This window comes from Streptomyces rimosus (assembly GCF_008704655.1).
Classification (GTDB): domain Bacteria; phylum Actinomycetota; class Actinomycetes; order Streptomycetales; family Streptomycetaceae; genus Streptomyces; species Streptomyces rimosus.
This window is the reverse complement of the sequence record NZ_CP023688.1, coordinates 6,898,651-6,923,731: the sequence shown is the minus strand read 5'-3', so window position 1 is coordinate 6,923,731 and position 25,081 is coordinate 6,898,651. Positions and strand designations below refer to the sequence as shown.

Here is a 25,081-nt window from a genome sequence, read left to right as displayed (position 1 = left end):
GCCCGCGCCCGGCGAAACGGACATCCGGCGCGTCCCGCCCCGGCCCGCGCCCCGCCCCTGTCACCGTTCGGTCGCAGAAAGGCGCTGGTCGTGGGCGGGGCGTGGGCCATCACCACGGCGGCTCGTAGACTCCTCTGCCGTGGATACGACCCTTCAGGACCCGCTGGTCGGGCAGCTGCTCGACGGCCGGTACCAGGTGCAGGCGCGCATCGCCGCCGGCGGCATGGCCACGGTCTACCGGGCCATGGACACCCGGCTGGACCGGGTGCTCGCCCTGAAGGTGATGCACCCGTCGCTGGCGGCCGACGCCGCGTTCGTCGACCGCTTCATCCGCGAGGCGAAGTCCGTGGCCCGCCTCGACCACCCCAATGTCGTCGGCGTGTACGACCAGGGCACCGACGGGACGTATGTGTACCTGGCCATGGAGTACGTCGCGGGCTGCACGCTGCGCGACGTGCTGCGGGAGCGCGGCGCCCTCCAGCCGCGCGCCGCGCTGGACATCCTGGAGCCGATGCTGGCCGCGCTGGGCGCCGCCCACCGGGCCGGGCTGGTACACCGCGACATGAAGCCGGAGAACGTGCTGATCGGCGACGACGGCCGGGTCAAGGTCGCCGACTTCGGGCTCGTACGGACCATGGGCACCCACACCACGGCCTCGACCGGCTCCGTCCTGGGCACCGTCTCCTACCTGGCGCCCGAGCAGATCGAGGACGGCAGCGCGGGGCCGCCCGCGGACGTGTACGCCTGCGGTGTCGTGCTCTTCGAGATGCTGACCGGCGGCAAGCCGCACTCGGGCGGCAGCGCGGCACAGGTCCTCTACCAGCACCTGCACGAGGATGTGCCGCCACCGTCCACGTACGCGCCGGAGCTGGCGCCGCAGCTGGACGACCTGGTCGCCGCGGCCACCGCGCGCCGACCCGAGCTGCGCCCGCAGGACGCGGTGACGCTGCTCGCGCAGGCCCGCACGGTCCGCGCCGACCTGAGCGACGCGCAGCTGGACGCGGTGCCGCCGCAGGCCAGGGAGGTGCCGGAGGGCGGTTCCGCGGCGGGCTCCGAGGACCGTACGAGCGTGCTGCCGCGGGCCGTCGCCGTACAGCCGCCGCTGCCGCTGGAAGAGCCGCAGCCGGACGGGGAGCCGCTGCACCGCACCAGCCGGCTGGAGCTGCCGCCGGCGGAAGCGGCTTCGGCGGCCGAGCCGACCACCCGGCTGCGGCCGGCCGCCACGGGCCGGTCCGGGGCGGTCGCCGGGCTGCTGCGGGCCCGGCGCAAGGCCGTTTCCATCGTGGCGGCCGTGCTGCTCGTCCTCGGGGTGGGCGCGGGCGTCTGGTACATCAACTCCGGCCAGTTCACCACCGTCCCGGCCGTCCTGGACATGACCCAGGCGAAGGCGGAGAAGACGCTGCGGGCCGAGGGCCTGAACGTGGAGGTGAAGCACGCCTTCAGCCCGAACGTCGAGCGTGGCCACGTCATGGCCACGACCCCGGAGAACGGCAAGCGCATCCGCGGTACGGGCACGGTCGTCATCACCCTGTCCAAGGGCCCGGAGATCGTCCAGGTGCCCGAGCTGGCGGGCACGCCGGTCGCCGACGCCAAGCGCAAGCTGCGTGACCTGGGGCTGACCGTCGGCACGGTGCGCAAGGAGTTCTCCGACGAGGTCGCCAAGGGCTCGGTGATCAGCACCGATCCGGCGGCGGGCAGCAAGCGCCGCCCGGACACCGCCGTCGCGCTGACCGTCAGCCGGGGCGCCGCGGTGGACGTGCCGGACGTGACCGGCCGGGACCGCGCGGACGCCGAGGCCACGCTGCGCGGCGCGGGCTTCGATGTGAAGATCGCGGACGGTACGGTGCACTCGCCGCACGAGGCGGGCAAGGTGGCCCGCCAGTCGCCCGGCCAGGGCAGCAAGCAGGGCAAGGGTGACACCGTCACCCTCACGCTCTCCTCGGGCCCGGAGATGGTCGCCGTCCCGGACGTGACGGGCAAGAGCACCGACGAGGCCAAGCGGGCGCTGACCGGGGCGGGCTTCGAGGTCGAGGTCAAGAAGCCGTTCCTGTTCCCGCGGGACAAGGTCGAGAGCCAGTCGGTCGCGGGCGGCGAGCAGGCGGCCAAGGGCAGCAAGATCACCATCCGGCTGGAGAGCGCGCTCTGAGCCGGGCCCGCGGCGTGTGTCCCCGCGGGTACGGCCGCACCGCGCGCCCACTGTGAGCAAGGACGCCCGCCCGCACGCCGGGCGGGCGCCGTGCGCCTGGCACCCTTGACGGGTGAGCACTTCCCCCTCCCCGCAGCACGCCCGTGAGCGCAATCCGGTCGGCAGCCATGTGCCGGTGGCCGGCGGCCTGGCCAAGGTCGGCATCCCGTACGCCCGTGACATCGGCGGCGAGGCCGTGCAGGTCTTCGTCGCCAACCCGCGCGGCTGGGCCACCCCGGCCGGTGTCCCGCAGCAGGACGAGGCGTTCCGGGAAGCGTGCGAGCGGGAGGCGATCCCGGCGTATGTGCACGCGCCCTACCTCATCAACTTCGGCTCGCACAACGACGGGACGGTCGAGAAGTCCGTGGTCTCGCTGCGGCACTCGCTGCTGCGCGGCCGGGCGATCGGCGCGCTGGGCGTGGTGGTGCACACCGGCTCGGCGACCGGCGGGCGGCCGCGCGCGGAGGCGCTGGCGCAGGTGCGCGAGCGGGTGCGCCCGCTGCTGGACGAGCTGACGCACGACGACGACCCGTGGCTGCTGCTGGAGCCGACGGCGGGGCAGGGCGCGTCGCTGTGCGCGCTGGCCGAGGACCTGGGCCCGTACTTCGACGCGCTGGACCGGCACCCGAAGCTGGGCGTCTGCCTGGACACCTGCCACGCCTTCGCGGCCGGGCACGACATGGCGGCGCCCGGCGGGACGAAGGCGCTGCTGGACGAGCTGGTCGACACGGTCGGCGAGGGACGGCTGAAACTGATCCACGCCAACGACTCCAAGGACGTCGTCGGCGCCCACAAGGACCGCCACGAGAACATCGGCTCGGGGCACATCGGGGCCGACCCGTTCGGCGAGCTGTTCCGGCACCCGGCCACGGCGGGCGTACCGCTGGTGATCGAGACGCCGGGCGGCAAGGAGGGCCACGCGGCGGACGTGGCGCGCCTGAAGGAGCTGCGCCACCCGGCCTGAGGTGGCAGCCTGGGCATACCGATGCACCAGGCACACGACGGGCACGAGCACGGCGGGCACGCGGCGGCGAGCTGGGGCGCCGCGGCCCGCGCGACGCTGCACTGCCTGACCGGCTGCGCCCTCGGCGAGATCCTGGGCATGGTCGTCGGTACCGCCCTGAGCTGGCACAACGCCCCGACGATGGTGCTCGCGGTGGTGCTCGCCTTCGTCTTCGGCTATGCCCTCACCCTGCGCGGTGTGCTCGGCTCCGGGCTCGGCCTGCGGGCCGCCGTACGGGTCGCGCTGGCCGCCGACACGCTGTCCATCGCGGTCATGGAGCTGATCGACAACGGGGTGATCGTGCTGATCCCCGGGGCGCTGGACGCGGCGCTGTCCGACGCCCTGTTCTGGTGGACGCTGGCGCTGTCACTGGCCCTGGCGTTCGTCGTGACCACGCCGGTGAACCGGTGGATGATCTCCCGCGGCAAGGGACACGCCGTAGCACACCGATATCACTGAGCGCGGCCCGCATTCCGGCCGTTCCCGGACCGCCGCCGGGCGGCCCGGCGCGCTACAGCTCGGGCCCGTCCCCCGGCTCCTCCTGATACGAGTAGCGCTGCTCGCGCCACGGGTCACCGAGGTTGTGGTAGCCGCGCTCCTCCCAGAAGCCACGGCGGTCGGCCGTCATGTACTCGATGCCGCGCACCCATTTGGGCCCTTTCCAGGCGTACAGGTGCGGGACGATCAGCCGGACCGGGAAACCGTGCTCGGCGGTGAGCGGCTCGCCGGAGCGATGGGTGGCGAACAGGCACTTGGCGTCGGCGAAATCGGCCAGTTTCAGGTTCGAACTGAATCCGTATTCGGCCCACACCATCACATGGGTGACATCCGGAGCCGGTGGCGCGAGATCGAGGACGGTGCGGGTGGACACGCCGCCCCATTCGGCGCCGAGCATGCTGAACTTCGTGACGCAGTGCATGTCGGCGACCACGGTGGTATAGGGCAGCGCCGAGAATTCCTCGTGCGTCCAGCAGTGCTTGCCGCCGTCCGCGGTGGCGCCGAAAGCCCGGAACTCCCAGCGTTCCGGCCGGAATTTCGGCACCGGGCCGTAATGCGTGACCGGCCATCCCCGTTGCAGTCGCTGCCCCGGAGGCAGCTGAGGATGCTCCGCTTCGCGGCTTTCGGGCTGACCCATGCTCCCCATGGTGTCAGACCCTCGGGGGTGCCGATGACCAGGGCGGCAGCGATTCGGGCAACTCGTACTAAGCGTGCACTTACTGGACGCCCCGCGCGCGACGGTGCGAGGATGCGCGGCACCTGCCAGTTCTCGCGTGGAAGGAGCCCGCCGTCATGCAGGGCGACCCCGAGGTCATCGAATTCCTCAACGAGCAGCTGACCGCCGAGCTGACCGCGATCAATCAGTACTTCCTGCACGCGAAGATGCAGGAGAACTTCGGCTGGCACAAGCTGGCCAAGTACACCCGGCACGAGTCGTTCGACGAGATGAAGCACGCGGAGATCCTCACGGACCGCATTCTCTTCCTGGACGGGCTGCCCAATTACCAGCGGCTCTTCCACGTCCGGGTGGGCCAGACGGTCACCGAGATGTTCCAGGCGGACCGGCAGATCGAGGTCGAGGCGATCGACCGGCTCAAGCGGGGCATCGAGCTGATGCGGGCCAAGGGGGACATCACGTCAGCCAACATCTTCGAGAGCATCCTGGCCGACGAGGAGCACCACATCGACTATCTGGACACGCAGCTCGATCTGGTCGAGAAGCTGGGTGAGCCGCTCTACATCGCCCAGGTCATCGAGCAGCCGGACAGCTGAGCCGGTCCGGCAAACCGTTCCTGCGGAGCGGGGCGGGGCACGGCCACCGGTCGGGCCGGCGTCAGGCCGCTTCCGGCAGGGCGCCGGGCGTCGTGTCCGGGACCGCGCCGGGCGTCGTGCCGTAGGTTCCGCGCGCCCCGGCCGCCGGCAGTTCGGGCACCTCGGCGCCCAGCGGTTCCGGCGCGCCCTGGTCGATCAGCTCGCGCCGGGGGCACGCGCCGCGGCCGAGCAGTGCCTGGATACGGCGTACGCAGCCGCCGCAGTCGGTGCCGGCCTTGCAGGCGGAGGCTATCTGGCGCGGGGTGCAGGCGCCGGATTCCGCGTGGTCACGGACTTGCTGCTCCGTGATGCCGAAGCACGAGCAGACGTACACGCGGGTCACCTCCGTCGACCTGTTCCGCGGTGAGGTTACCCTTACCTTACCCGGGACGGAAGAGCGGTAACAACGGCGATGGGGCGCGAATCCCTGTGATCCGCGCCCCATCGGGTGTCCACCGGCCCGGCCGGGCCCCGCAGAGCTACTGGTCCCGGTACATCTCCGCCACCAGGAACGCCAGGTCGAGCGACTGGCTGCGGTTGAGCCGCGGGTCGCAGGCGGTCTCGTAGCGCTGGTGGAGGTCGTCGACGAAGATCTCGTCGCCGCCGCCGACGCACTCGGTGACATCGTCGCCGGTCAGCTCCACGTGGATGCCGCCGGGGTGGGTGCCGAGGCCCTTGTGCACCTCGAAGAAGCCCTTGACCTCGTCCAGCACGTCGTCGAAGCGCCGGGTCTTGTGACCGGAGGCGGCCTCGAAGGTGTTGCCGTGCATCGGGTCGCAGATCCAGGCGACCTTGGCGCCGGAGGCGGTGACCTTCTCGACCAGCTCGGGCAGCTTGTCGCGGATCTTGTCCGCGCCCATGCGGGTGATGAAGGTCAGCCGGCCCGGCTCGCGCTCCGGGTCCAGGCGCTCGATGAGGGTGAGCGCGTCCTCGGCGGTCGTCGTCGGGCCCAGCTTGACGCCGATCGGGTTGCGGATGCGGGAGGCGAACTCGATGTGCGCGCCGTCCAGTTGGCGGGTGCGCTCACCGATCCAGACCATGTGCCCGGACACGTCGTACAGCTTGCCGGTGCGGGAGTCCGTACGGGTCAGCGCGGACTCGTAGTCCAGCACCAGCGCCTCGTGGGAGGAGTAGAACTCCACCGTCTTGAACTCCTCCGGGTCCACCCCGCAGGCGTTCATGAAGTTCAGCGCGCGGTCGATCTCGCGCGCCAGCGCCTCGTAACGCTGCCCGGACGGGGAGGACTTCACGAAGTCCTGGTTCCAGGCGTGCACCTGGCGCAGGTCGGCGTAGCCGCCGGTGGTGAAGGCGCGCACCAGGTTCAGCGTCGCGGCGGAGGCGTGGTACATCCGCTTCAGGCGCTGCGGGTCCGGGATGCGGGCCGCCTCGGTGAACTCGAAGCCGTTGACGGAGTCGCCGCGGTAGGTCGGCAGCGTCACGCCGTCGCGGGTCTCGGTCGGCTTGGAGCGCGGCTTGCTGTACTGGCCGGCGATCCGGCCCACCTTGACGACCGGGACCGACCCGGCGTACGTGAGGACCGCGCCCATCTGGAGCAGGGTCTTGAGCTTGTTGCGGATGTGCTCGGCCGAGACGGCGTCGAACGCCTCCGCGCAGTCGCCGCCCTGGAGGAGGAACGCCTCACCCCGGGCGACCGCTCCCAGGCGCTCGCGCAGCTGGTCGCACTCGCCGGCGAAGACGAGCGGCGGATAGGACTCCAGCTCGGCGATCACATCGCGCAGAGCCTCTTGGTCCGGCCATTCGGGCTGCTGCGCCGCGGGCAGGTCTCGCCAGGTGTTGCCACCGGCGTGGATTTCAGCGTTCACGGTCACGGGTCAAACTTTACGGGGTCGGGACAGGGGTCCATCTCGCCGACCGGGATGTGAGACGAAGCTCCCACTGCCGTGGACGCCCGCGCACACGGCAACAGGGTCCGGGCGCGGGCTCTCAGTCCGGTACGCAGTCCTCCGGGGTGCCCCGGGCGATGGCGGCCAGCGCGGTGAGCGCGTGCGTCAGCTCGTCGGCGGCCGGGGCGGCGAGGGCGACGCGGACGGCGCCCGGGGCGGGTGCGGCGCCGTGCGCGCCCTCCGGGCCGACGGCGAACGCGGCGCCCGGGGTGACGGCGATGCCGCGCCGGGCGGCGGCCGCGAGGAAGGTCTCGGCGCGCCACGGCGCGGGCAGCTCCCACCAGGCGAAGTAGGCGGCCGGGTCGGCATGGACACGGAATCCGGCCAGGTGCTCGCGGACCAGGGCCTGCCGGGCGGCGGCGTCCCGGCGCTTGGCCTCCACGATCGCGGCGACCGCGCCGTCGCACAGCCAGCGGACCGTGGCGTTCAGGGCGAAGGCGCCGGCCGTCCAGCCGCCGGAGCGCAGGGCCGCGGCGACCCGCTCGGTGTACGAGGGCGGCGCCAGCACCAGGCCGACGGTCAGGCCGGGCGACAGGCGCTTGGAGAGGCTGTCGACCAGAAGCGTGCGTTCGGGGGCGAGGGCGGCCAGCGGCGGGAGTCCGGCCTGCCGGTCGTCGTCGAGCAGGAAGGACCAGACGGCGTCCTCGACGGCCCACAGGTCCAGCGCGCGGAGGGTGCCGGCCAGCTCGGCCCGGCGCTCGGCCGGCATGGTCACGCCGAGCGGGTTGTGCAGCGTCGGCTGGAGGTAGACGGCGTGCAGCGGGGCGCCGCGGTGGGCGGTCCGTACGGCGTCGGGCAGCAGGCCGTACGCGTCGCCGGCCAGCGGCACGAGGGTGACGCCGAGGCGGGCGGCGACCGACTTGACCAGCGGATAGGTGAGCGCTTCGACGCCCAGGCGCCCACCGGGCGGCACCAGCGCGGCGAGGGCGCCCGCGATGGCCTGGCGCCCGTTGCCCGCGAACAGCAGACCGTCCGGGTCGGGCCGGAAGTCCCCGCGGGCCAGGAGGGCGGCGCAGGCTTCGCGGGCGGCCGGGGAGCCGGTGGCGGGGGCCATCGTCAGGGCCGCGCTCAGTACGTCGGGGCGCAGCAGGGGCGATAGGCCCTGGGCGAGGAGGGCGGCCTGCTCGGGGACCTCGGGGTAGTTCAGTTCGAGGTTGACGCGGGGGCGGCGGGCCGGGTCGGCGGGCTCGGCCAGCGCGGGTCCGGGGCTGTGCTGCGCGGCGCGTACGTACGTGCCGCGGCCGACCTCGCCGACGGTCAGCCCGCGGCGGGTCAGCTCCCGGTAGACGCGGGTGGCGGTGGAGTTGGCGATGCCGTGGGCGCGGGCGAAGGCGCGCTGGGTGGCGAGCCGGTCGCCGGGGCGCAGCCGTCCGGCGGCGATGTCGGCCGCGACGGCGTCGGCGATGCGCTGGTAGTCCTCCACGGGCCTTCTCCTCAGATCAGCCTGATTGCACCGAGAGCAATGTTTCTATTGCACCGAGATGATGCGCCCCATAGCATCGAGCCGTCAACAGGCCAGCGGCCAATTTCCGGCGAACAGGGGCGAGTTGTGCTGCATACCGCTGCCGTCAACGGCATCACCCTCACCTACGAGGACACCGGCGAAGCGGACGGCGCGACCGTCCTCCTCGTCCACGGGCACCCCTTCGATCACACGATGTGGGCCCCGCAGACCACCGCCCTGGCCGCCGCCGGGCACCGCGTGATCGTCCCCGACCTGCGCGGCTACGGCGCTTCCCAGGTCGTGCCGGGCACCACCCGCCTGGAGGTCTTCGCGGCCGACCTCGCCGCGCTCCTGGACCATCTGGGGGTGACGGAGCGGATCGTCCTCGGCGGGCTGTCGATGGGCGGCCAGATCGTCATGGAGTGCGCCCGCCGCTTCCCGCACCGGCTGCGCGCCCTCGTCCTCGCGGACACCTTCGCCCACGCCGAGACGCCCGAGGGCCGCCGGGCCCGCAACGCCATGGCCGACCGGCTGCTGCGCGAGGGCATGGGCGGCTACACGGAAGAGGTCCTCGACAAGATGATCGCACCGCGCACCATCGCCGCCCGGCCCGCGGTGGCGGAGCACGTGCGCCGCATGATGCGCGGCACGCCGCCCGAGGGCGCCGCCGCCGCGCTCCGGGGCCGCGCCGAACGCCCCGACTACACCACGACGTTGGCCCGCCTCGCCGTCCCGGCCCTGGTGGCCGTCGGCCGCGACGACACGTACACACCGGTCGCCGACGCCGAGTTCCTGCGCGACCGCATCCCGGACGCCCGTCTCACGGTCATCGAGGACGCCGCCCACCTGCCCAACCTGGAGCAGCCGGACGCCTTCGACGCCGCCCTGACCGGCTTTCTCTCGGTGCTCCCGGAGCGGGTCGGGTAGGGTGGCCCGCATGTACGCGCAACCGGCAACCATGACCTGGTGGTGGACCGCTCATCCGGCGGCCCACTGATCGCGCGTACGTACCGACATCGCGAAGGCCGCCCGAGGGGCGGCCTTTCCGTTTGTGCGGGCCGTTCCTCCCCTCCTGGAAGGAACCGCCGTCATGCCTCGCTCCACCCACGACGTCCTGCGGCGTCTGCTGTCCCCCGGCTGCCCGCCGTTCGCCCTGCTGCGCCGCCGCACGCCCGGCCGACCGGCCGCCGACACCGTCGAGGTGCTGGTCGGCGAGGTGACCGAGGTGCCGCGGCTGGCGGACATCCCGCTCGGTGCGGGCGTGCCGGAGGGCGGCGCGGCGACCGCCGACGCGCTGGCGCTCGTACCGTTCCGGCAGATCCGCGAGCGCGGCTTCGATGTCCGCGACGACGGCACACCACTGGCCGTACTGCGCCCGGACGAGGCGTACGAGCTGCCCCTGGACGAGGTGCTGGAGCAGTTGCCCGCGCATGAGGTGCGGGTCGAGGACGGCGCCTTCGACGTCTCCGACGACGCGTACGCCGGGATCGTCGAGCGCGTCCTGAAGGACGAGATCTGCACCGGGGAGGGCGCCAACTTCGTCATCCGGCGCACCTTCCAGGGCGAGATCCCGGGCTTCGGCGCGGCCGACGCGCTGGCCCTGTTCCGGCGGCTGCTGGCCGGTGAGCGCGGCGCGTACTGGACGTACGTCGTCCACCGGCCGGGCCTGCGCACGCTGGTCGGCGCCAGCCCCGAGGTGCACGTCCGGATGTCCGGCGGGACGGTCGTGATGAACCCGATCAGCGGCACCTACCGCTACCCGGCCGGCGGCCCCAGCGCGGAACACCTGCTGGAGTTCCTGGGCGACCGCAAGGAGGTGGAGGAGCTGTCCATGGTCGTGGACGAGGAGCTGAAGATGATGTGCACCGTCGGCGACAAGGGCGGTGTGGTGGTCGGGCCGCGCCTGAAGGAGATGGCGCACCTCGCGCACACGGAGTATGAGCTGCGCGGGCGCTCCTCGCTCGATGTGCGGGAGGTGCTGAAGGAGACGATGTTCGCGGCGACCGTGGTCGGCTCGCCGGTGCAGAACGCCTGCCGGGTCATCGAGCGCCACGAGGTGGGCGGCCGGGGCTACTACGCCGGGGCGCTCGCGCTGATCGGCCGGGACGCGGGCGGCGCGCAGACGCTGGACTCGCCGATCCTGATCCGTACGGCCGACATCGACGCGGACGGCGGGCTGCGGGTCGCGGTCGGCGCCACGCTCGTACGGGCCTCCGATCCGCGCGGCGAGGTCGCCGAGACCCATGCCAAGGCCGCCGGGGTGCTCACCGCGCTCGGCGTGCGCCCCGCGCCGGACCGTACCGAGGACGCCGCCGGACGGCCGCGGCTGGCCGACGACCCGCGGGTGCGCGCCGCCCTGGACGCCCGGCGCGCGGACCTCGCTCCCTTCTGGCTGCGGATGCAGAGCAGCGCGCCGACCGCCGCGCTGACGGGCCACGCGCTGGTGATCGACGCGGAGGACACCTTCACCGCGATGCTGGCGCACCTGCTGCGCACCTCCGGGCTGACGGTGACGGTGCGGCGGTACGACGAGCCGGGCCTGCGGGAAGCCGCGGCGGCCCACGAGGGGCCGATCGTGCTCGGCCCTGGGCCCGGCGACCCGTCGGACACCGCCGATCCGAAGATGCGCCTGCTGCGCGCGCTGACGGCGGAGCTGGTCCGCGACCACCGGCACGGCCTGCTCGGGGTCTGCCTCGGCCATGAGCTGATCGCCGCCGAACTGGGCCTGGAGATCGTGCGCAAGGAGGTGCCGTTCCAGGGCGCGCAGGAGCGCATCGACTTCTTCGGCCGCCCGGAGACGGTCGGCTTCTACAACACCTTCACGGCCCGCTGCGACGAGCCGGCGGTGACGGAACTGGCCATGCACCGCGTCGAGCTGAGCCGGGACGCGGCGACCGGCGAGGTGCACGCGCTGCGCGGTCCGGGCTTCGCGGGGGTGCAGTTCCACCCGGAGTCCGTGCTGACGCTGGACGGGGCCGGGATCACCGCGCGGCTGCTGGCCGCTGTCCTGGTGTGACGAGGAAGTTGTCGTTGACGCGGCCGGCCAGGTAGTCCTCGACGTTGCGTACGGTGGCGCCGATGATCTGACCGACCGCGTCCTCGGTGAAGTACGCCTGGTGCGAGGTGACCAGCACGTTCCCGAAGGTCATCAGGCGGGCGAGGGTGTCGTCGTCGATGACCTCCAGGGACTTGTCGAAGAAGAAGAGCCCGGCCTCCTCCTCGTAGACGTCCAGGCCGACACCGGCGAGCCGGCCCGCCTTGAGGGTCTCCACGAGCGCCGCGGTGTCCACCAGGCCGCCGCGGCTGGAGTTGACCAGGATCGCGTCGTCCTTCATGGCGGCCAGCGCGGCGGCGTCGATGAGGTGGCGGGTGGACTCCAGCAGCGGTACGTGCAGGCTGATCAGGTCCGATTCGGCGAACAGCCGGTCCAGGCCGACGTACTTCATGCCCAGCTCGGCGCAGCGCGGGTTCTCGGCGATGTCCCAGCCCAGCAGCTCCATCCCGAAGCCGTGCGCGATACGGGTGAACGCCTCGCCGATCTTGCCGGTGCCGAGCACGCCGACGGTGCGGCCGTGCAGGTCGCGGCCCATCAGCCCGTCCAGCCGGAAGTCGAAGTTGCGGGTCCGGTTCGCGGCCCGGACGATCCGGCGGTTGACCGCCATGGCCAGGCCCCAGGCGAACTCCGCGACGGAGTACGGCGAGTACGAGGAGACCCGGCCGACGGTCACGCCGAGGTCGGCCGCGGCCTCCAGATCGATGTTGTTGTAGCCGGTGGAGCGCTGGGCGATCATCTTCGTGCCGCCGACGGCCAGCTCCTGGATCACCTCGGCGCACAGGTCCGCGTTGACGCTGACGCTGACGACCTCGTAGCCCGCGGCGATGGGGGCGGTGTCGCGGTTGAGGAAGACGTCGAGACAGCGGACCTGGTGGCGGCCGGCGAAGGCCTTCACCAGCAGCGGCCGCTCGTCCGCCTGCACGCCGAATGCGATGATCTCCACGGTGTCTCCCGCCGTTGCCGGTCACTCGGTCCGGTCACCGGCGCGCCCGTCACGCCACGTCGGGCGCATTCCGGGCATATGCGGTGACACGGCCGAATATACGGCGCCGGGCCCGGCCGGGCCGTCCAGATGCCGGGCGCGGCGGCATCCGGCGCCGCGACGAGGCGCCCGTACCGGTGGAAGGCCCGCTCAGCCGAAGAACACCCCGGCTTCCGCGTACAGCTTCGGATCGACGGTCTTGAGCTTCGCGGTGGCCTCCGCCAGCGGCACCCGCACGATGTCGGTGCCGCGCAGCGCGACCATCTTCCCGAAGTCGCCGTCGCGCACCGCGTCGATCGCGTGCAGGCCGAAGCGGGTGGCCAGCCAGCGGTCGAAGGCGCTGGGCGTGCCGCCGCGCTGGGTGTGGCCGAGCACCGTCGTACGGGCCTCCTTGCCCGTACGCTCCTCGATCTCCTTGGCCAGCCACTCGCCCACACCGGTCAGGCGGACATGCCCGAAGGAGTCCTTGGTGCCGTGCTTGAGCACCAGGTCGCCGTCCTTGGGCATGGCGCCCTCGGCGACCACCACGATCGGCGCGTAGCGCACCTTGAAGCGGGACTCGATCCAGCCGCAGACCTGGTCCACGTCGAAGCGCTGCTCGGGGATGAGGATGACGTTGGCGCCGCCGGCCAGTCCGGAGTGCAGTGCGATCCAGCCCGCGTGCCGGCCCATCACCTCGACGACCAGGACGCGCATGTGGGACTCGGCGGTGGTGTGCAGCCGGTCGATGGCCTCGGTGGCGACGCCGACGGCGGTGTCGAAGCCGAAGGTGTAGTCGGTGGCGGACAGGTCGTTGTCGATGGTCTTGGGCACGCCGACGCAGGGGATGCCGTATTCGCCGGAGAGCCGGGCGGCGACGCCGAGGGTGTCCTCGCCGCCGATCGTGATCAGCGCCTCGACCTCCTCCTTGGCGAGGGTCTCCCGGATCCGGCGGATGCCGTCCTCGTGCTTGAGGGGGTTGGTCCGCGAGGAGCCGAGGACCGTGCCGCCGCGGGGCAGGATGCCGCGTACGGCGGGGATGTCGAGCGGTACCGTGTCGCCCTCCAGCGGCCCGCGCCAGCCGTCCCGGAAGCCGACGAAACCGTAGCCGTACTCCTGGACGCCCTTGCGCACCACGCCCCGGATGACCGCGTTCAGACCGGGGCAGTCACCGCCGCCGGTCAGTACTCCGACCCGCATCGCTTCATCACCTTCATCCGTGAGGGGCCGCGCCCGCGCCGGTGGCCGCGCGCGGCCGTGCTGTGCCGACGCCGGTCACGCTAATGGCGAGGTGTGTCACCCAGGGATGGGGCGGAAGGCGAATTCCCCGGAAATGCCGGGGAGTTGGCGCGATGCGTTCACTCGTACGAGCGGATGGCACAGGGCGCGTACGGCGTCCCGCGCGCCGCACGGACGGCATCGCGCCCCGGGCGGCGCGGGCTCACGCCTCGTCCAGGCCGCGTTCTATCGCGTACCGCACCAGCTCGACGCGGTTGTGCAGCTGGAGCTTGCCCAGGGTGTTCTGCACGTGGTTCTGGACCGTGCGGTGCGAGATGACCAGCCGCTCGGCGATCTGCTTGTACGACAGGCCCTTGGCGACCAGGCGGAGCACCTCGGTCTCCCGCTCGGTCAGCCGGGGCGCGCCCGGCTCGTCCTCGGCGGCCGGTGCGGGCTCGGTCGCCAGTCGGCGGTACTCCCCCAGGACCAGTCCGGCCAGGCCCGGCGTGAACACCGGGTCGCCGGCCGCCGTACGCCGCACCGCGTCCAGCAGCTCCGCCGTGCTGGCCGACTTCAGCAGATAGCCCGTCGCGCCGGACTTGACGGCCTCCAGCACATCGGCGTGCTCGCCGCTGGCGGAGAGCACCAGCACCCGCAGCGCCGGGTTGGCGCCGACCAGTTCCCGGCAGACCTCCACGCCGGGCAGGCCCGGCAGGTTCAGGTCCAGCACCAGCACGTCGGGCGCCGCGGCCTGCGCGCGGCGCACCGCCTGCGGCCCGTCCCCGGCGGTGGCCACCACCTCGAACCCGGCCTCGGCCAGGTCGCGGGCGACCGCGTCCCGCCACATCGGGTGGTCGTCGACCACCATCACCTTCAGGCTTGCGGCCTCGCTCATGCCGTGCTCCTCCCCCGCTTTCCGCCCCCGGGCACCACACCGGCCTTGGGGACCTTCAACTCCACTTCCGTGCCCTGGCCGGGGACCGAGATCCAGTCGGCGCTGCCGCCCAGGTCGCGCAGCCGGCCGCGGATCGACAGGGCGACCCCGAGGCGGCCCTCGCGCTCGGCGTCCGCGAGCCGCCCCTCGGGGATGCCCGGGCCGTCGTCCCGCACCGTCACGATCACCTCGTCCGGCTCGTCCTCCACCAGGATCCACGCCTGTGCCGTGGCACCCGCGTGCACCCGCACATTGTCCAACGCGGCACTGACAGCGGCGGCCAGCTCCGCTGCGGCGGCGGCCGGGAGCACGACGGGCGCGCCGGGCTCGGAGAAGGTGACGCGCGCCCCGGCGTGCGGCGCCAGCAGGGCCCGTACGTCGCAGGGACCGGCGTCGGGGCCGTCCTCGGCGCACGGCACGGGTGCGGCCAGCGCCTCCTGCGGGGTGCGGACCGCGTCGTCCGCGGCGCCGGAGACCCCCGGGCGCGACGGCGGGACCAGCCCGCTGGAGACCAGCGTGCGCAGCGCGACCTCCTGCTCGCCCGCCATCCGGCCCAGCTCGGCCGCCTCCCCGCCGATCGCGGCACCGCGCCGCTGCACCATGGCCAGGACCTGCAGGACGCTGTCGTGGATGTCCCGGGCCAGCCGTTCCCGCTCGCGGGTGGCGGCCTCGATCTGGAGCGCGCGGGCGAGGGTGCGCTCACTGGCGCGGGCCACCTCGACCACGTAACCGATGGCGACGCTGGCCACCCACACCAGCACCACGTTGTGGATGGTGTCGCGGGCCAGCTCCTGGCGCTCGACCAGGTTGACCACGGCGACCAGCGCGGAGGCGACCGCGGCCCAGCGCCAGCCGCCCTTGATCGCGAAGCCGAGCACCGCGCCCGCCGTCCAGATGGAAGGCAGGGTCGCCGCGCCGTCCATGATCCGCTCATGGCTGTCCGCCACGAGGGTGAGCAGGATGCCGCCGAGCGCGAAGGACAGGTCACCGATGAGGAAGGCGCGGGTGCAGCGCTCCGCCGAGGTCGTACGACGCCAGGTGAAGGCCATCCACACGGTCAGCGCCGTCATGTAGGCGGCGGCGACGAGGGGGTGGGCGTACTTCTTGTACGAGACCACGAACAGGACCAGGACGTAGGCCAGGGTCAGCACGCGGTAACCGGTCAGCGCCCGCCACAGCGGGAGCTCCACGGACATCCGGACCGGCCGCCCCGGGCGCCCCGTGCCCCGGCCCGCCGCCCCACCGGCCGCGGACCGTATCTCTGCCTCTGCCATTTCGCCCCCACCCCTGTGCCGGGGCGCGACTACGCCCCGGATCCGGTCCGGCCCTGCTGCTCCGGCTGCCCCTTGCCGGTCTTGGCCGCCTTTTCGGCCTTCTCGGCCTCGGCCTTCTTCTTGGCGGCCTCCGCGATCTGCCGCTTGGCGGCGGTCGCGTAGATGTCCACGTACTCCTGGCCCGACAGCTTCATGATCTCGTACATGACCTCGTCGGTCACCGAGCGCAGGATGAAGCGGTCCCCCTCCATGCCGTGGTACCGGCTGAAGTCCAGCGGCTTGCCGATACGGATGCCCGGCCTGATCATCTTCGGCATGACCTTGCCGGGCGGCTGCACCTTCTCGGTGTCGATCATGGCGACGGGGATGACCGGGGCGCCGGTGGCCAGCGCCACCCGGGCCAGGCCGCCCGGCTTGCCGCGGTAGAGGCGGCCGTCCGGCGAGCGGGTGCCCTCCGGGTAGATGCCGAACAGCTCACCGCGCTCCAGCACCTCGATGCCGCTCTTGATCGCCGCCTCGCCCGCGCCGCGCGCGCCCGAGCGGTCCACCGGCAGCTGGCCGACCCCCTTGAAGAAGGCGGCGGTCAGCTTGCCCTTGACGCCCGGAGTGGTGAAGTACTCGGCCTTGGCGATGAAGGTGACCTTCCGGTCGAGCACCGCGGGCAGGAAGAAGGAGTCCGAGAAGGACAGGTGGTTGCTCGCCAGGATCGCGGGTCCCGTCGCGGGGATGTTCTCCAGGCCCTCCACCCAGGGACGGAAAGCCAGCTTCAACGTCCCGCCGACGGAAAACTTCATTGCGCCGTAGATCAACCCACTGCCTCCTGTGTCTGACGCAAAGACCTTAACCTGCCCCGACGCCCCCCTCTCCTCGAAGGTCCGCTCCGCCGGCGGTGAACGGGCCCCGCCGCGTACGGCCCGGGCGCCTCCCGGCGACGGCCGGGGCACGGGGTGCCTTTGGACCTATCCGCCCGGCGCCGCTCCGCGTACGCTTCCAGTAACCCGCACAAACCGTTGCCGCCCGGCCCCTCACCGATCGGAGTTCCCCGGTGCCGCTGCTTCCCGGAGCCGAGCCGTTCCGCCGCGACGGCGGCCCGACCGGCGTCCTCGTCTGCCACGGATTCACCGGCTCCCCGCAGTCCGTGCGCCCCTGGGCGGAGTATCTCGCCGACCGCGGCCTGACGGTCTCGCTGCCGCTGCTGCCGGGACACGGCACCCGCTGGCAGGACATGCAGCTCACGACCTGGCAGGACTGGTACGCCGAGGTCGACCGCGAGCTGCGGTCGCTGACCGGACGCTGCGAGCGGGTCTTCGTGTGCGGCCTGTCGATGGGCGGCGCGCTGGCGCTGCGGCTGGCCGCCCAGCACGGCCCCGCCGTCAGCGGCCTGGCCCTGGTCAACCCCGGCAACAAGGTGCACGACGCGGCCGCCCCGCTGCTGCCGGTGCTGCGGCACGTGGTGCGGACGACCAAGGGCGTGGCGGACGACATCGCCAAGCCCGGCGCCCACGAACTGGGCTACACCCGGGTGCCGCTGCACGCCGCGCACTCGCTGCGCCGCTTCTTCCAGATCGTCGACGCCGAACTGCCCCGGGTGACCCAGCCGTTGCTGGTGCTGACCAGCCCGCAGGACCACGTCGTGCGGCCCGCCGACTCCGAGCGCATCCTGAGCAGGGTGTCGTCCACGGACGTGCGGCAGACGCTGCTGGAGCGCAGCTACCACGTCGCCACGCTCGACCACGACGCCGAGCGGATCTTCCAGGAGACCTACGACTTCATCGCCCGCCTGGCACCGAGCGTGCGCGGGGGCGTGGAGAGTGAGGAGACGGCCGCCAGTGGTGGAGCGTAGCCCCCGCGACCCCCGCGACCCGCTGGACGAGGAAGCCGCCTGGGCCGAGATAGTGGCCGGGTACGGCGAGGCGCCCGCCTTCCCGGACGAGGACGGGCCGGTCTCCAGCACGGACCGCGGCGGCGCCGACAGCCCTTCCGGCGACCGTGCTCCCGGTGACCGTGCTCCCGGTACGGGCACGGACCGCGCGGACCGCGGCCGTACGGACGAGGACCGCCCGGACAGTACGCCGCGCGCCGACGGGAAGCCGCCCGAGAAGGCGGGCCCGGGGCGTGCGGACGGGGACGACGGCGGCCTGACGGTCGAGGAGCGGCCGCGCAGCGAGCCCTCCCCCGGTGCGCCCGGCCGGCCCGGCGGCGACTCCGTCGGCAGCTTCGTGGTCTTCGCGCCCGGCGTCGGGCCGCGCGACTGGTCGGCGAAGGAAGCGTCCGACAACGACTTCGACGACTCGGACGAGGGCCACTTCGAACCGCCCGAGCCGCCCCCGCTGCCCAAGGCCGACGTGACGGCCAAGTTCGCCTGGATCGCTGTGCTCGGCGGGCCGCTGCTGCTGGTGCTCATGGTGCTGTTGCAGCAGCCCGTCACCTGGTGGATCACGCTGCTGGGCATCGGCGGCTTCCTGGGCGGCTTCGCCACGCTCGTGGCCCGGATGAAGCACGACGACGAGGACGAGGACGACCTGCCGGGCGGCGGCGCGGTCGTCTGACCGCGCCCGCGCCGCCCGTCCCGCCCTCCTTCGGGCGGTTTACCCCGCTTCGCCGGGTGTCCTGACCGCCGGTGACCCTCCGACCGGGGATGATCACGCCGAGTGTCCGGCCGTGTCTCCGGGAGGCCCCCATGCGTCATCCGCTCGCGTCGTCATGCCCACGTCCGCGCCGTCGCACCCGGGTGGCCGCGGCCGCCGCCACCGCCGCCGCGGTCACCGGGCTGCTGGCCACCGCTCCGGCGGCGGCCGGTCCGCCGCGGGCGCGGCAGCCCGCCGGGCCGGGGGCCGTGGTCTCGCTCGGCGACTCCTACATCTCGGGCGAGGCCGGACGCTGGGCGGGAAACTCCGACGCCAACCCGGCCAACCACCTGCGTATCGACGCGCTCGGCCCCACCGCGTACTACGACAACGCGGCCCGCACCGCCGAGCGCGTCCCGAAGTGCCACCGCTCGCGCTCCGCCGAGATCCACCTCGGGCTGCCCGGCACCGAGAGCGAGAACCTGGCCTGCTCCGGAGCCCGTACCGACTCCTTCCTCGCGCCGAGGGGCGTCGCCAAGCCGGGGCTGGACTTCTCGGACGCGGCGGGCGTACCGGGCCAGGCCAAACAGCTGGAGGAGTACGCCCGTGACCACCCCGTGCGGCTGGTCGCGGTCTCGGTCGGCGGCAACGACTTCCGCTTCGCTGACGTGGTCCAGTCCTGCGTGCTGGCGTATCTGAGTCCGCTGCCGAAGGCGTGCAGCCAGGACGCGGCCAACCGGGCCCGGTTCACCGACCGGGCGGTCGAGCAGCGGGCGGGCGACATCGCGGGCGGCCTGCAGAACGTACGGCGGGCGATGCTGCGGGCGGGCCACGACCCCGACGAGTACGACGTGGTCGTACAGAACTACCCGGCGCCCATCCCGCACGGCCGCGACTTCCGCTACCCGGCGCCGCTGGGCGCGCGCCAGACGCTGGGCGGCTGCGGGTTCAACGACCGGGACGCCGACTGGGCGGTGGACAGCGTGCTGCCCGCGGTCAGCCGCGCGGTCGAGCGGGGCATCGACAGGAGCGGGCTGACCAACGTCCGCTTCCTCGACCTGACGCACAGCTTCGACGGGCACCGCCTGTGCGAGCGGGGCGTCGGGCTGGTCGATCCGACGCGCGGCACGGTGAGCCGGTGGACCGACCCGGGGGCGTCGGACAGAACCGAGTGGATCAGCTGGGTGCGGACGGTCAGCGCGGTGCTGCCGCCGTTCCAGGTGCAGGAGGCGCTGCACCCCAATTACTGGGGCCAGTTGGCGCTGCGCAACTGCCTGCGGCAGGCGTACGCCTTCACCGGCACCGACAAGGCCCCCAAGAGCCGGCTCACCTGCACCGGCGGCGGTCCGGGCCGCAACGAGCGGGGCGAGCCGCGGATGCGGCTGTCCTGAGGGGTTACGCGGCGGCCGGGACCCGGAGGGCGGCCAGCACCGGCAGGTGGTCGGTCGCCGCGAGGAGGTCGCCGTGGCTGACGCCCGGCAGCTCGCGCGGCACACCGCAGCCCAGCACCTCGACGCCCTCGGTGGTGAACACCGCGTCGATGCGCTGATGCGGGTCGTGGGGTGTGGAGGTGAACTCCCCGCCCCACGGCGCCGCCGCCCAGGCGTCGGTGAGCGAGCCCGCCAGCCGCCGGAAGGCACGCCCGTCCGGCCGGTCGTTCAGGTCACCGGCCGCGACGGCGTACGGGGTGTCCAGCGCGCGCAGCCGCTCCAGCAGCAGGCCCGCCTGGTCGTGGCGCTCGGCCGCCTGGAGGCTGAGATGGCAGCTGAGCAGGCCGAGCCGGGCGCCCCCGACCCGTACCACCGCGGTCGCGAAACCGCGCTGGTGCAGGCCGGGGGTGCGGGGCAGCAGCACGTCCTCCGTGCGCTCCACATGGGCGCGCAGCGAGGACAGGATCATCGGGCCGGCCGCGGTGGCGCCGCCCGTCACATACACCAGGTCCGTGGCCCGGCAGAGCTTCGCCACGCTCTTGCGCCAGCGGAAGAAGCGCGGCGCCTCCTGCACGAACACCAGGTCCGGGGCGCAGGCCCGGATCACCCGGGCCAGCGCCGCGCGGTCGTCGCGCAGCGAGCGGACGTTGTAGCTCAGCACGCGGAGCACGGCCGAGCTCCGCTTCGCTCCGCCTCCGCTCGATGCAAAGTCCTCGGAAGCGGAGCCCGGCTCGGTGCGGGAGGTGGGCAGTGCGGCCGGCACCGCGGGTCAGCCCTGGCGCGCCAGGTCGGCGGCGCCGACCAGACCGGCCTTGCCGCCGAGCTGGGCGGCGAGGACCTGGGCGTGCGGGCGCCACTGGTTGCCGACCAGCCAGCGCCGGAAGGACTTGCGGATCGGGTCGAGGACCAGTTCGCCCTCGTCCGAGACGCCGCCGCCGACGATGAAGGCGGACGGGTCGAAGAGCGAGGCCAGGTCGGCGAGGCCGGCGCCGGCCCAGCGGGCCAGCTCGCGGAAGGAGTCGATGGCGACCGGGTCGCCCTGGCGGGCGGCCTCGCTGATGTGCCGGCCCTCGATGCCCTCGGAGGTGCCGTCGCCCATCGACAGCAGCACCTGGGCGTTCTCCGGGGTGGCGAAGGCGCGCTGGCGGGCGTAGCGCAGCAGGGCGCGGCCCGAGGCGTACTGCTCCCAGCAGCCCTGGCTGCCGCAGCCGCACAGCAGGCCGTCCGGTACGACGCGGATGTGGCCGAACTCGGCGGCGACGCCGAACCGGCCGCGGCGCAGCTTGTTGCCGATGATGATGCCGCCGCCCAGGCCAGTGCCCAGGGTGATGCAGATGACGTCGCTGTGGCCCTGTCCCGCGCCGAAGCGGTACTCGCCCCAGGCCGCCGCGTTGGCGTCGTTCTCGACGACGACGGGCAGGCCGACGCGCTGTTCGACCTTGTCCTTCAGCGGCTCGTGGCGCCAGTCGATGTTCGGTGCGAACAGGACGGTGGCCCGCTTCTCGTCCACATAGCCGGCGGCCCCGATGCCGACGGCCTCGACCTGGTGGTCGGCGCTGATGGTGCGGACCGCGTCGGCGATGGCCTCCGTCAGCTCGTCGGTGGCCTGCGGGGTCGGCACCTTGCACGTTTCGAGGATCGTGCCCTCTTCGTCGACCACGCCGGCCGCGATCTTCGTGCCGCCGATGTCGACGCCGATGGTGAGTCCCATGTGTCCCTCAGTTATTGGTCGTACCCCGCCGCGTCCAACGGTACCGGAGTGAGGGGCGCCACCCGCGCCCTCCCGACCAAGAGGGACCGTCCGCCGGTCTCAGTCGAGGTCGATCCGCTCGGTGCCGGCCGGTCCGCCGTCGTCCCGGCGGGGGCCGTCCGGGGTGTCGCGCCTGTCGCGGAGATCACGGACGTTGCCGCCGTCCCGGCCCGTCTGCGGGTCGGTGGCGTCGCGCGGGTCGGCCGCCGCGGCTTCGTCGGCGGCCTCGCGGGTCCAGCGGCTCTCGCTGTTCTGGACGGCGGAGCGGTAGGCGGCCAGCAGTTCGGAGCCGGCGGCGGCGAGGTGGTCGAAGACCTCCGGGTTGCGCTCGACGACCGGCTCCACGACGGCCTTGGCCTGCCGGAACAGCTGCTGTACGGCGCCCTGCGCGGCCATTCCGGCGAGCGCGCCCGGCAGCTGGATGCCGGCGAGCTTGTCCGTGACGGCCTCGGCGAGGCGGCGCAGTTCCTCGGCGGCGCTGCCGGGCGGCGGGCCGTACTGCGCGCGGCGGCGGGCCTTCTCGGCGGCCAGGTCCTCGGCGCAGGCCGTCTCCCAGGCATCGGTGTCGAACCGGTCCGTACGGTCGGCGGGGCGCTCGGTGGCATCGCTCATGGCGGACTCCTGCGGCGAGGCGGTTCGGCCGCCGCGCGGCGCGGCGGGTTCGAGGCGGTGCTGCTTCTCCCGACGTTACCCGAACGGCGGTGTGCCGTTCACAGACCGCGGGGCCAGAGGGCGGGGTCGGGGGTGAAACGGATGTGCAGCGCGCCGTCGCGCAGTCCCGCCCCGGAGACCGAGCAGCGGCGCAGCGCGGAGGGCAGGGTCCGTATCCGCCGGAACCGGCCGGCCGTCACGATCACCTCGTCGCCGCGCCGCAGCAGCCCGAGCCCGTCGCGCTCGGCGCCCGGCAGCGGCACCCGCCACACCAGCAGGCCGTCCGAGGCGAGCCGGTCCTCCACGGTCCAGGGGTCCGCGGCGTCGCCGGGCGCGGCCGGTTCCCCGGTCGCGCCGCCGATCAGCGCGTCCAGTTCCTCGACGCCCTCGGGGTCGCGGCCCAGGTGCGGCACCTCGACGACCGGCGCTTCGGGGAACTCCTCGCGCAGCGCCTTGAGCGCGCTCTGCTGCTGTCCGGAGAGCCCGGCCAGGAAGGGGTCGGACGAGCCGGTGGGCAGCAGCCGGTTGGCGACGACGGCGTCGGTGCGGTGTCCGTACAGGGCGAGGCCCGAGCGCACCTCGCGCAGGTCGGCGACGGCGCCGGGGCCCGCCTCGGTGACGATCCGTACGGTCGTGCCGGGGTGGTCGATGACGGCCTGTACGGCGGCGAGTTCGTGCTCCCAGCGCTCGGCGGCCTCGTACAGCTTCTGCGTGGGCAGTTGCACGCCCGCCAGCTGGGCGAGCACCGGCCGCAGCGCGCGGGCGGCCTGGCGCTCGGGCGGCAGCAGGCGGCGGAGGTAGCGGCGGGCCTGCTCGGGCAGGGCGAGCAGGGCGACGGTGTCGGCGGCGGGCGGCATGTCGACGACGACCGTGTCGGGCCCGTCGGGCTCCCCGCCCGCCTGGTGCGCGGCGCGCAGCTCGTGGAGCAGCGCGAACGCCTCCGCACCCGGCAGTTCGGTCAGTTCGTCCTCGTCCAGGGGCGCGGCGCCGAGCAGGTCGAGGGCGGCTTCCGCGCGCTCCTGGAAGGCCAGCACCTCACGGCGGAAGTGGTCACCGGCGTCGACGCAGCGGACGTGCAGGCCGGGGACGACGGGCACCGGGCCGTCACCGGGGCGGACGGGCCGGATGCCCAGGGCGCGTTCCGCCGCGCCGCCGCGGGCGGTGAGCAGCAGGACGCGCTCGCCGCGCCGGGCACCGGCCAGGGCGGTCGCGGCGGCGATGGTGGTGCGGCCGGCGCCGCCGGGGCCGGTGACGAGGACGGTGCGCATGGTCAGAGGCTCTTGGCCGCACCGTCGGCCGGGGCGGCGGGGCCGCTCTCGACGCGCTTCTTCAGCCCGTCCAGCGCGCGGTCGATGATGACCTTCTCCGCCTTGCGCTTGATCATGCCGAGCATCGGGATCTTGACGTCCACGGTCAGCTGGTACGTCACTTCGGTGTGCGCCCCGCCGGCCAGCGGAACCAGCCGGTAGGAGCCGTCGAGGGTACGCAGCATCTGGGACTTCACCAGCGACCAGCTGACCTCGTGATCGCTGATCCAGTTGTACGCGAGGGTGTGGTCGTCCTTGATCGCACCGGCGTCCAGCAGCAGCCGTACCTGCTCCGCACGGCCCTGCTCGTCCTTGCTGAGGATCTCGGCTTCCTTGACCTCGCCGGTCCAGTCCGGATAGCGGGCAAAGTCGGCGATCACTCCCATCACCTCGGCGGGTGCCGCCTCGATCGTGATGCTAGAGCTGGTGTGTTCGGCCATCGCCGTGACTCCTCCATGCCGATTCGTGCCGGTCCGCCAGACGCGTATCCCTGCTGCTGAAGGCTACCGCGCGGGGGAAGCGCCCCGGACAGGCTCCCCGCTGGTCCCGGCCGTCCCCGGAGAAGGTCCCGGGAAGGCCGTCACCACTCCATGACGTACGGCGTTCCCGTCGCGTTGAAGTGCCCCACGTTCACGCACTCGGTGGCGCCGACGCGTACCCGCGGGGCCAGCGGCTGGTGCACGTGTCCGAACAGCGCGTAGCGGGGGCGGGTGCGGCGGATCGCGTCCAGGAGGGCGGCGCTGCCGCGCTCGAAGCGCCGGGCGACGACGTCGTAGCACAGCTCGGGGACGTCCGGCGGGATGTGGGTGCACAGCACGTCCACCTCGCCGACGGCCTCGATCTTGGCGGCGTACTCCTCGTCGCTGATCTCGTACGGGGTCTTCATCGGTGTCGTCAGCCCGCCGCCGACGAACCCGAAGACCCGGCCGCCGATCTCCACCCGCTCGCCGTCCAGGACGGTGGTGCCGGGCCGCGCGTACTCGGGCCACAGGTGGGGGAGGTCCACGTTTCCGTAGGTGGCGTACGTCCGGTCCGGGAACGCGGCGAACAGTTCGGCGTACTGCCGGCGGACGGCTTCCTCGATGACGGCCATCCGGCCGCCGCCCTCGCGTTCGATGTCGCCCCACAGCCGCCGGCCCAGCGCGCGTGCTTCCTCGAAGCGGCGGGCGGTACGCAGTTCGACCAGCCGGTGGGCGTTCTCGACGCCGAAGAGGTCGGGGAAGATGCCGCGCGAGTGGTCGGCGTAGTCGAGGAAGAGGACGAGGTCGCCCAGGCAGACCAGGGCGTCGGCCCCGTCGCCCGCCCTGGCGAGGTCCGTTCCGTTGCCGTGTACGTCGCTGACCACATGCACTCGCATGACGTCACCCTAGATCGAACGGCGTACCGCCGGGAGAGGGGTCCGACCTGCGGTTACTTCCCGGTCACCGAAAGCCTGGTCTACTCTGCGCTGAGCAGTCCCCAGGCGTGTCCGTAGGTGCGGCACACCGCTGTGACGCATCGAACATCTGGGCGTACACCCCTATGCCAAAGCGATACCGGTGGGTAACGTCCGGGCAGTCCACCACCCCCCTGCCTGATCATGGACCGCA

24 protein-coding genes are annotated in these 25,081 nt (G+C 73.1%); 9 read left to right on the top strand and 15 right to left on the bottom strand.

From position 1 onward, the window contains the following. Window positions 1-139 precede the first annotated feature (139 nt). From pknB to CP984_RS30270, 3 genes are all read left to right on the top strand, one after another. A complete protein-coding gene (gene pknB, locus CP984_RS30280; RefSeq protein ID WP_003983714.1) occupies window positions 140-2,146 on the top strand; it encodes a Stk1 family PASTA domain-containing Ser/Thr kinase in 2,007 nt (668 codons plus the stop codon). A gap of 112 nt (window positions 2,147-2,258) precedes the next feature. Next, on the top strand, window positions 2,259-3,149 hold the full coding sequence (locus CP984_RS30275; RefSeq protein WP_043977737.1) for a deoxyribonuclease IV: 891 nt from the start codon (window positions 2,259-2,261) through the stop codon (window positions 3,147-3,149). A 21-nt stretch (window positions 3,150-3,170) separates the two neighbouring features. After that, entirely contained in the window at window positions 3,171-3,647 is a 477-nt protein-coding gene (locus tag CP984_RS30270) for a DUF4396 domain-containing protein (protein ID WP_003983712.1), read from the top strand. 52 nt (window positions 3,648-3,699) lie between these two features. On the opposite strand, the gene CP984_RS30265 is transcribed toward CP984_RS30270, so the two are convergent. Continuing rightward, complete coding sequence (locus CP984_RS30265; RefSeq protein WP_003983711.1) at window positions 3,700-4,332, bottom strand: sulfite oxidase-like oxidoreductase; 633 nt, start codon at window positions 4,330-4,332, stop codon at window positions 3,700-3,702. Between the two features lie 146 nt (window positions 4,333-4,478). Between CP984_RS30265 and bfr the strand changes: the two genes are divergently transcribed. After that, the gene (bfr, locus tag CP984_RS30260; protein WP_003983710.1) at window positions 4,479-4,958 is read left to right on the top strand and encodes a bacterioferritin; all 480 of its coding nucleotides are present in this window, start codon (window positions 4,479-4,481) and stop codon (window positions 4,956-4,958) included. Between the two features lie 61 nt (window positions 4,959-5,019). Here the strand turns inward: bfr and CP984_RS30255 are convergent, their stop codons facing one another. The 3 genes from CP984_RS30255 to CP984_RS30245 form a co-directional block, all read right to left on the bottom strand. After that, on the bottom strand, window positions 5,020-5,331 hold the full coding sequence (locus CP984_RS30255) for a (2Fe-2S)-binding protein (protein WP_003983709.1): 312 nt from the start codon (window positions 5,329-5,331) through the stop codon (window positions 5,020-5,022). Between the two features lie 145 nt (window positions 5,332-5,476). Further along, window positions 5,477-6,826 carry a class II 3-deoxy-7-phosphoheptulonate synthase gene (locus CP984_RS30250; protein WP_003983708.1) on the bottom strand — a complete coding sequence of 450 codons (1,350 nt, stop codon included), beginning with the start codon at window positions 6,824-6,826 and terminating at the stop codon, window positions 5,477-5,479. Window positions 6,827-6,941: 115 nt separating this feature from the next. After that, window positions 6,942-8,324 carry an aminotransferase-like domain-containing protein gene (locus tag CP984_RS30245; protein ID WP_030180172.1) on the bottom strand — a complete coding sequence of 461 codons (1,383 nt, stop codon included), beginning with the start codon at window positions 8,322-8,324 and terminating at the stop codon, window positions 6,942-6,944. 126 nt (window positions 8,325-8,450) lie between these two features. On the opposite strand from CP984_RS30245, the gene CP984_RS30240 reads away from it, so the two are divergent. Together CP984_RS30240 and CP984_RS30235 are read left to right on the top strand one after the other, a co-directional pair. Beyond that, window positions 8,451-9,272, top strand: coding sequence for an alpha/beta fold hydrolase (locus tag CP984_RS30240; RefSeq protein WP_003986452.1), 822 nt, complete (start codon window positions 8,451-8,453; stop codon window positions 9,270-9,272). A gap of 163 nt (window positions 9,273-9,435) precedes the next feature. Then, window positions 9,436-11,361 (top strand): phenazine-specific anthranilate synthase component I, encoded by a 1,926-nt coding sequence (locus CP984_RS30235; protein ID WP_003986453.1) that lies wholly within the window; start codon window positions 9,436-9,438, stop codon window positions 11,359-11,361. Here the strand turns inward: CP984_RS30235 and CP984_RS30230 are convergent. The 5 genes from CP984_RS30230 to CP984_RS30210 all read right to left on the bottom strand — a co-directional run bounded on the left by CP984_RS30230 (window position 11,327) and on the right by CP984_RS30210 (window position 16,581). After that, window positions 11,327-12,343: a 2-hydroxyacid dehydrogenase gene (locus CP984_RS30230; protein WP_003986454.1), complete on the bottom strand. Its 1,017-nt coding sequence runs from the start codon at window positions 12,341-12,343 to the stop codon at window positions 11,327-11,329. The genes CP984_RS30235 and CP984_RS30230 overlap by 35 nt on opposite strands. Before the next feature lie 189 nt (window positions 12,344-12,532). Further along, window positions 12,533-13,561, bottom strand: a complete 1,029-nt coding sequence (locus CP984_RS30225) for a 6-phosphofructokinase (RefSeq protein ID WP_003986455.1) — start codon at window positions 13,559-13,561, stop codon at window positions 12,533-12,535. Between the two features lie 241 nt (window positions 13,562-13,802). Then, window positions 13,803-14,474, bottom strand: a complete 672-nt coding sequence (locus tag CP984_RS30220; protein WP_003986456.1) for a response regulator — start codon at window positions 14,472-14,474, stop codon at window positions 13,803-13,805. Further along, window positions 14,471-15,709, bottom strand: coding sequence for a MacS family sensor histidine kinase (macS, locus tag CP984_RS30215; protein WP_003986457.1), 1,239 nt, complete (start codon window positions 15,707-15,709; stop codon window positions 14,471-14,473). The genes CP984_RS30220 and macS overlap by 4 nt, the downstream gene beginning before the upstream one ends. 107 nt (window positions 15,710-15,816) lie before the next feature. Beyond that, window positions 15,817-16,581: a lysophospholipid acyltransferase family protein gene (locus CP984_RS30210; RefSeq protein WP_032922188.1), complete on the bottom strand. Its 765-nt coding sequence runs from the start codon at window positions 16,579-16,581 to the stop codon at window positions 15,817-15,819. A 251-nt stretch (window positions 16,582-16,832) separates the two neighbouring features. On the opposite strand from CP984_RS30210, the gene CP984_RS30205 reads away from it, so the two are divergent. From CP984_RS30205 to CP984_RS30195, 3 genes are all read left to right on the top strand, one after another. Next, on the top strand, window positions 16,833-17,630 hold the full coding sequence (locus CP984_RS30205; RefSeq protein WP_003986459.1) for an alpha/beta hydrolase: 798 nt from the start codon (window positions 16,833-16,835) through the stop codon (window positions 17,628-17,630). Then, complete coding sequence (locus tag CP984_RS30200; RefSeq protein WP_030180176.1) at window positions 17,617-18,336, top strand: hypothetical protein; 720 nt, start codon at window positions 17,617-17,619, stop codon at window positions 18,334-18,336. Before CP984_RS30205 ends, CP984_RS30200 begins: the two co-directional genes overlap by 14 nt. A 131-nt stretch (window positions 18,337-18,467) precedes the next feature. After that, entirely contained in the window at window positions 18,468-19,745 is a 1,278-nt protein-coding gene (locus CP984_RS30195; protein ID WP_030190125.1) for an SGNH/GDSL hydrolase family protein, read from the top strand. Window positions 19,746-19,749: 4 nt separating this feature from the next. Here the strand turns inward: CP984_RS30195 and CP984_RS30190 are convergent, their stop codons facing one another. The 6 genes from CP984_RS30190 to CP984_RS30165 all read right to left on the bottom strand — a co-directional run bounded on the left by CP984_RS30190 (window position 19,750) and on the right by CP984_RS30165 (window position 24,849). Beyond that, window positions 19,750-20,547 (bottom strand): endonuclease/exonuclease/phosphatase family protein, encoded by a 798-nt coding sequence (locus tag CP984_RS30190; RefSeq protein ID WP_030190123.1) that lies wholly within the window; start codon window positions 20,545-20,547, stop codon window positions 19,750-19,752. A 6-nt stretch (window positions 20,548-20,553) separates the two neighbouring features. Beyond that, on the bottom strand, window positions 20,554-21,495 hold the full coding sequence (locus CP984_RS30185) for an ROK family glucokinase (protein WP_003987275.1): 942 nt from the start codon (window positions 21,493-21,495) through the stop codon (window positions 20,554-20,556). A 99-nt stretch (window positions 21,496-21,594) separates the two neighbouring features. Continuing rightward, on the bottom strand, window positions 21,595-22,146 hold the full coding sequence (locus tag CP984_RS30180) for a DUF5304 domain-containing protein (protein ID WP_003987276.1): 552 nt from the start codon (window positions 22,144-22,146) through the stop codon (window positions 21,595-21,597). 98 nt (window positions 22,147-22,244) lie between these two features. Then, window positions 22,245-23,453 (bottom strand): ArsA family ATPase, encoded by a 1,209-nt coding sequence (locus CP984_RS30175; RefSeq protein WP_030180185.1) that lies wholly within the window; start codon window positions 23,451-23,453, stop codon window positions 22,245-22,247. 2 nt (window positions 23,454-23,455) lie between these two features. Then, window positions 23,456-23,932, bottom strand: a complete 477-nt coding sequence (locus CP984_RS30170) for an SRPBCC family protein (protein ID WP_003986813.1) — start codon at window positions 23,930-23,932, stop codon at window positions 23,456-23,458. A 140-nt stretch (window positions 23,933-24,072) separates the two neighbouring features. Continuing rightward, window positions 24,073-24,849 carry a metallophosphoesterase family protein gene (locus CP984_RS30165; RefSeq protein WP_003986814.1) on the bottom strand — a complete coding sequence of 259 codons (777 nt, stop codon included), beginning with the start codon at window positions 24,847-24,849 and terminating at the stop codon, window positions 24,073-24,075. Window positions 24,850-25,081: the final 232 nt, after the last annotated feature.

What these genes read in the sequence shown, in the direction of transcription:
- CP984_RS30180 (WP_003987276.1), bottom strand. Translation starts at nt 22,146, where the DNA reads ATGAGCGATGCCACCGAGCGCCCCGCCGACCGTACGGACCGGTTCGAC.
- CP984_RS30195 (WP_030190125.1), top strand. Translation starts at nt 18,468, where the DNA reads ATGCGTCATCCGCTCGCGTCGTCATGCCCACGTCCGCGCCGTCGCACC.
- bfr (WP_003983710.1), top strand. Translation starts at nt 4,479, where the DNA reads ATGCAGGGCGACCCCGAGGTCATCGAATTCCTCAACGAGCAGCTGACC.
- macS (WP_003986457.1), bottom strand. Translation starts at nt 15,709, where the DNA reads ATGTCCGTGGAGCTCCCGCTGTGGCGGGCGCTGACCGGTTACCGCGTG.
- CP984_RS30265 (WP_003983711.1), bottom strand. Translation starts at nt 4,332, where the DNA reads ATGGGGAGCATGGGTCAGCCCGAAAGCCGCGAAGCGGAGCATCCTCAG.
- CP984_RS30235 (WP_003986453.1), top strand. Translation starts at nt 9,436, where the DNA reads ATGCCTCGCTCCACCCACGACGTCCTGCGGCGTCTGCTGTCCCCCGGC.
- CP984_RS30170 (WP_003986813.1), bottom strand. Translation starts at nt 23,932, where the DNA reads ATGGCCGAACACACCAGCTCTAGCATCACGATCGAGGCGGCACCCGCC.
- CP984_RS30165 (WP_003986814.1), bottom strand. Translation starts at nt 24,849, where the DNA reads ATGCGAGTGCATGTGGTCAGCGACGTACACGGCAACGGAACGGACCTC.
- CP984_RS30185 (WP_003987275.1), bottom strand. Translation starts at nt 21,495, where the DNA reads ATGGGACTCACCATCGGCGTCGACATCGGCGGCACGAAGATCGCGGCC.
- CP984_RS30225 (WP_003986455.1), bottom strand. Translation starts at nt 13,561, where the DNA reads ATGCGGGTCGGAGTACTGACCGGCGGCGGTGACTGCCCCGGTCTGAAC.
- CP984_RS30220 (WP_003986456.1), bottom strand. Translation starts at nt 14,474, where the DNA reads ATGAGCGAGGCCGCAAGCCTGAAGGTGATGGTGGTCGACGACCACCCG.
- CP984_RS30270 (WP_003983712.1), top strand. Translation starts at nt 3,171, where the DNA reads ATGCACCAGGCACACGACGGGCACGAGCACGGCGGGCACGCGGCGGCG.
- CP984_RS30210 (WP_032922188.1), bottom strand. Translation starts at nt 16,581, where the DNA reads ATGAAGTTTTCCGTCGGCGGGACGTTGAAGCTGGCTTTCCGTCCCTGG.
- CP984_RS30175 (WP_030180185.1), bottom strand. Translation starts at nt 23,453, where the DNA reads ATGCGCACCGTCCTCGTCACCGGCCCCGGCGGCGCCGGCCGCACCACC.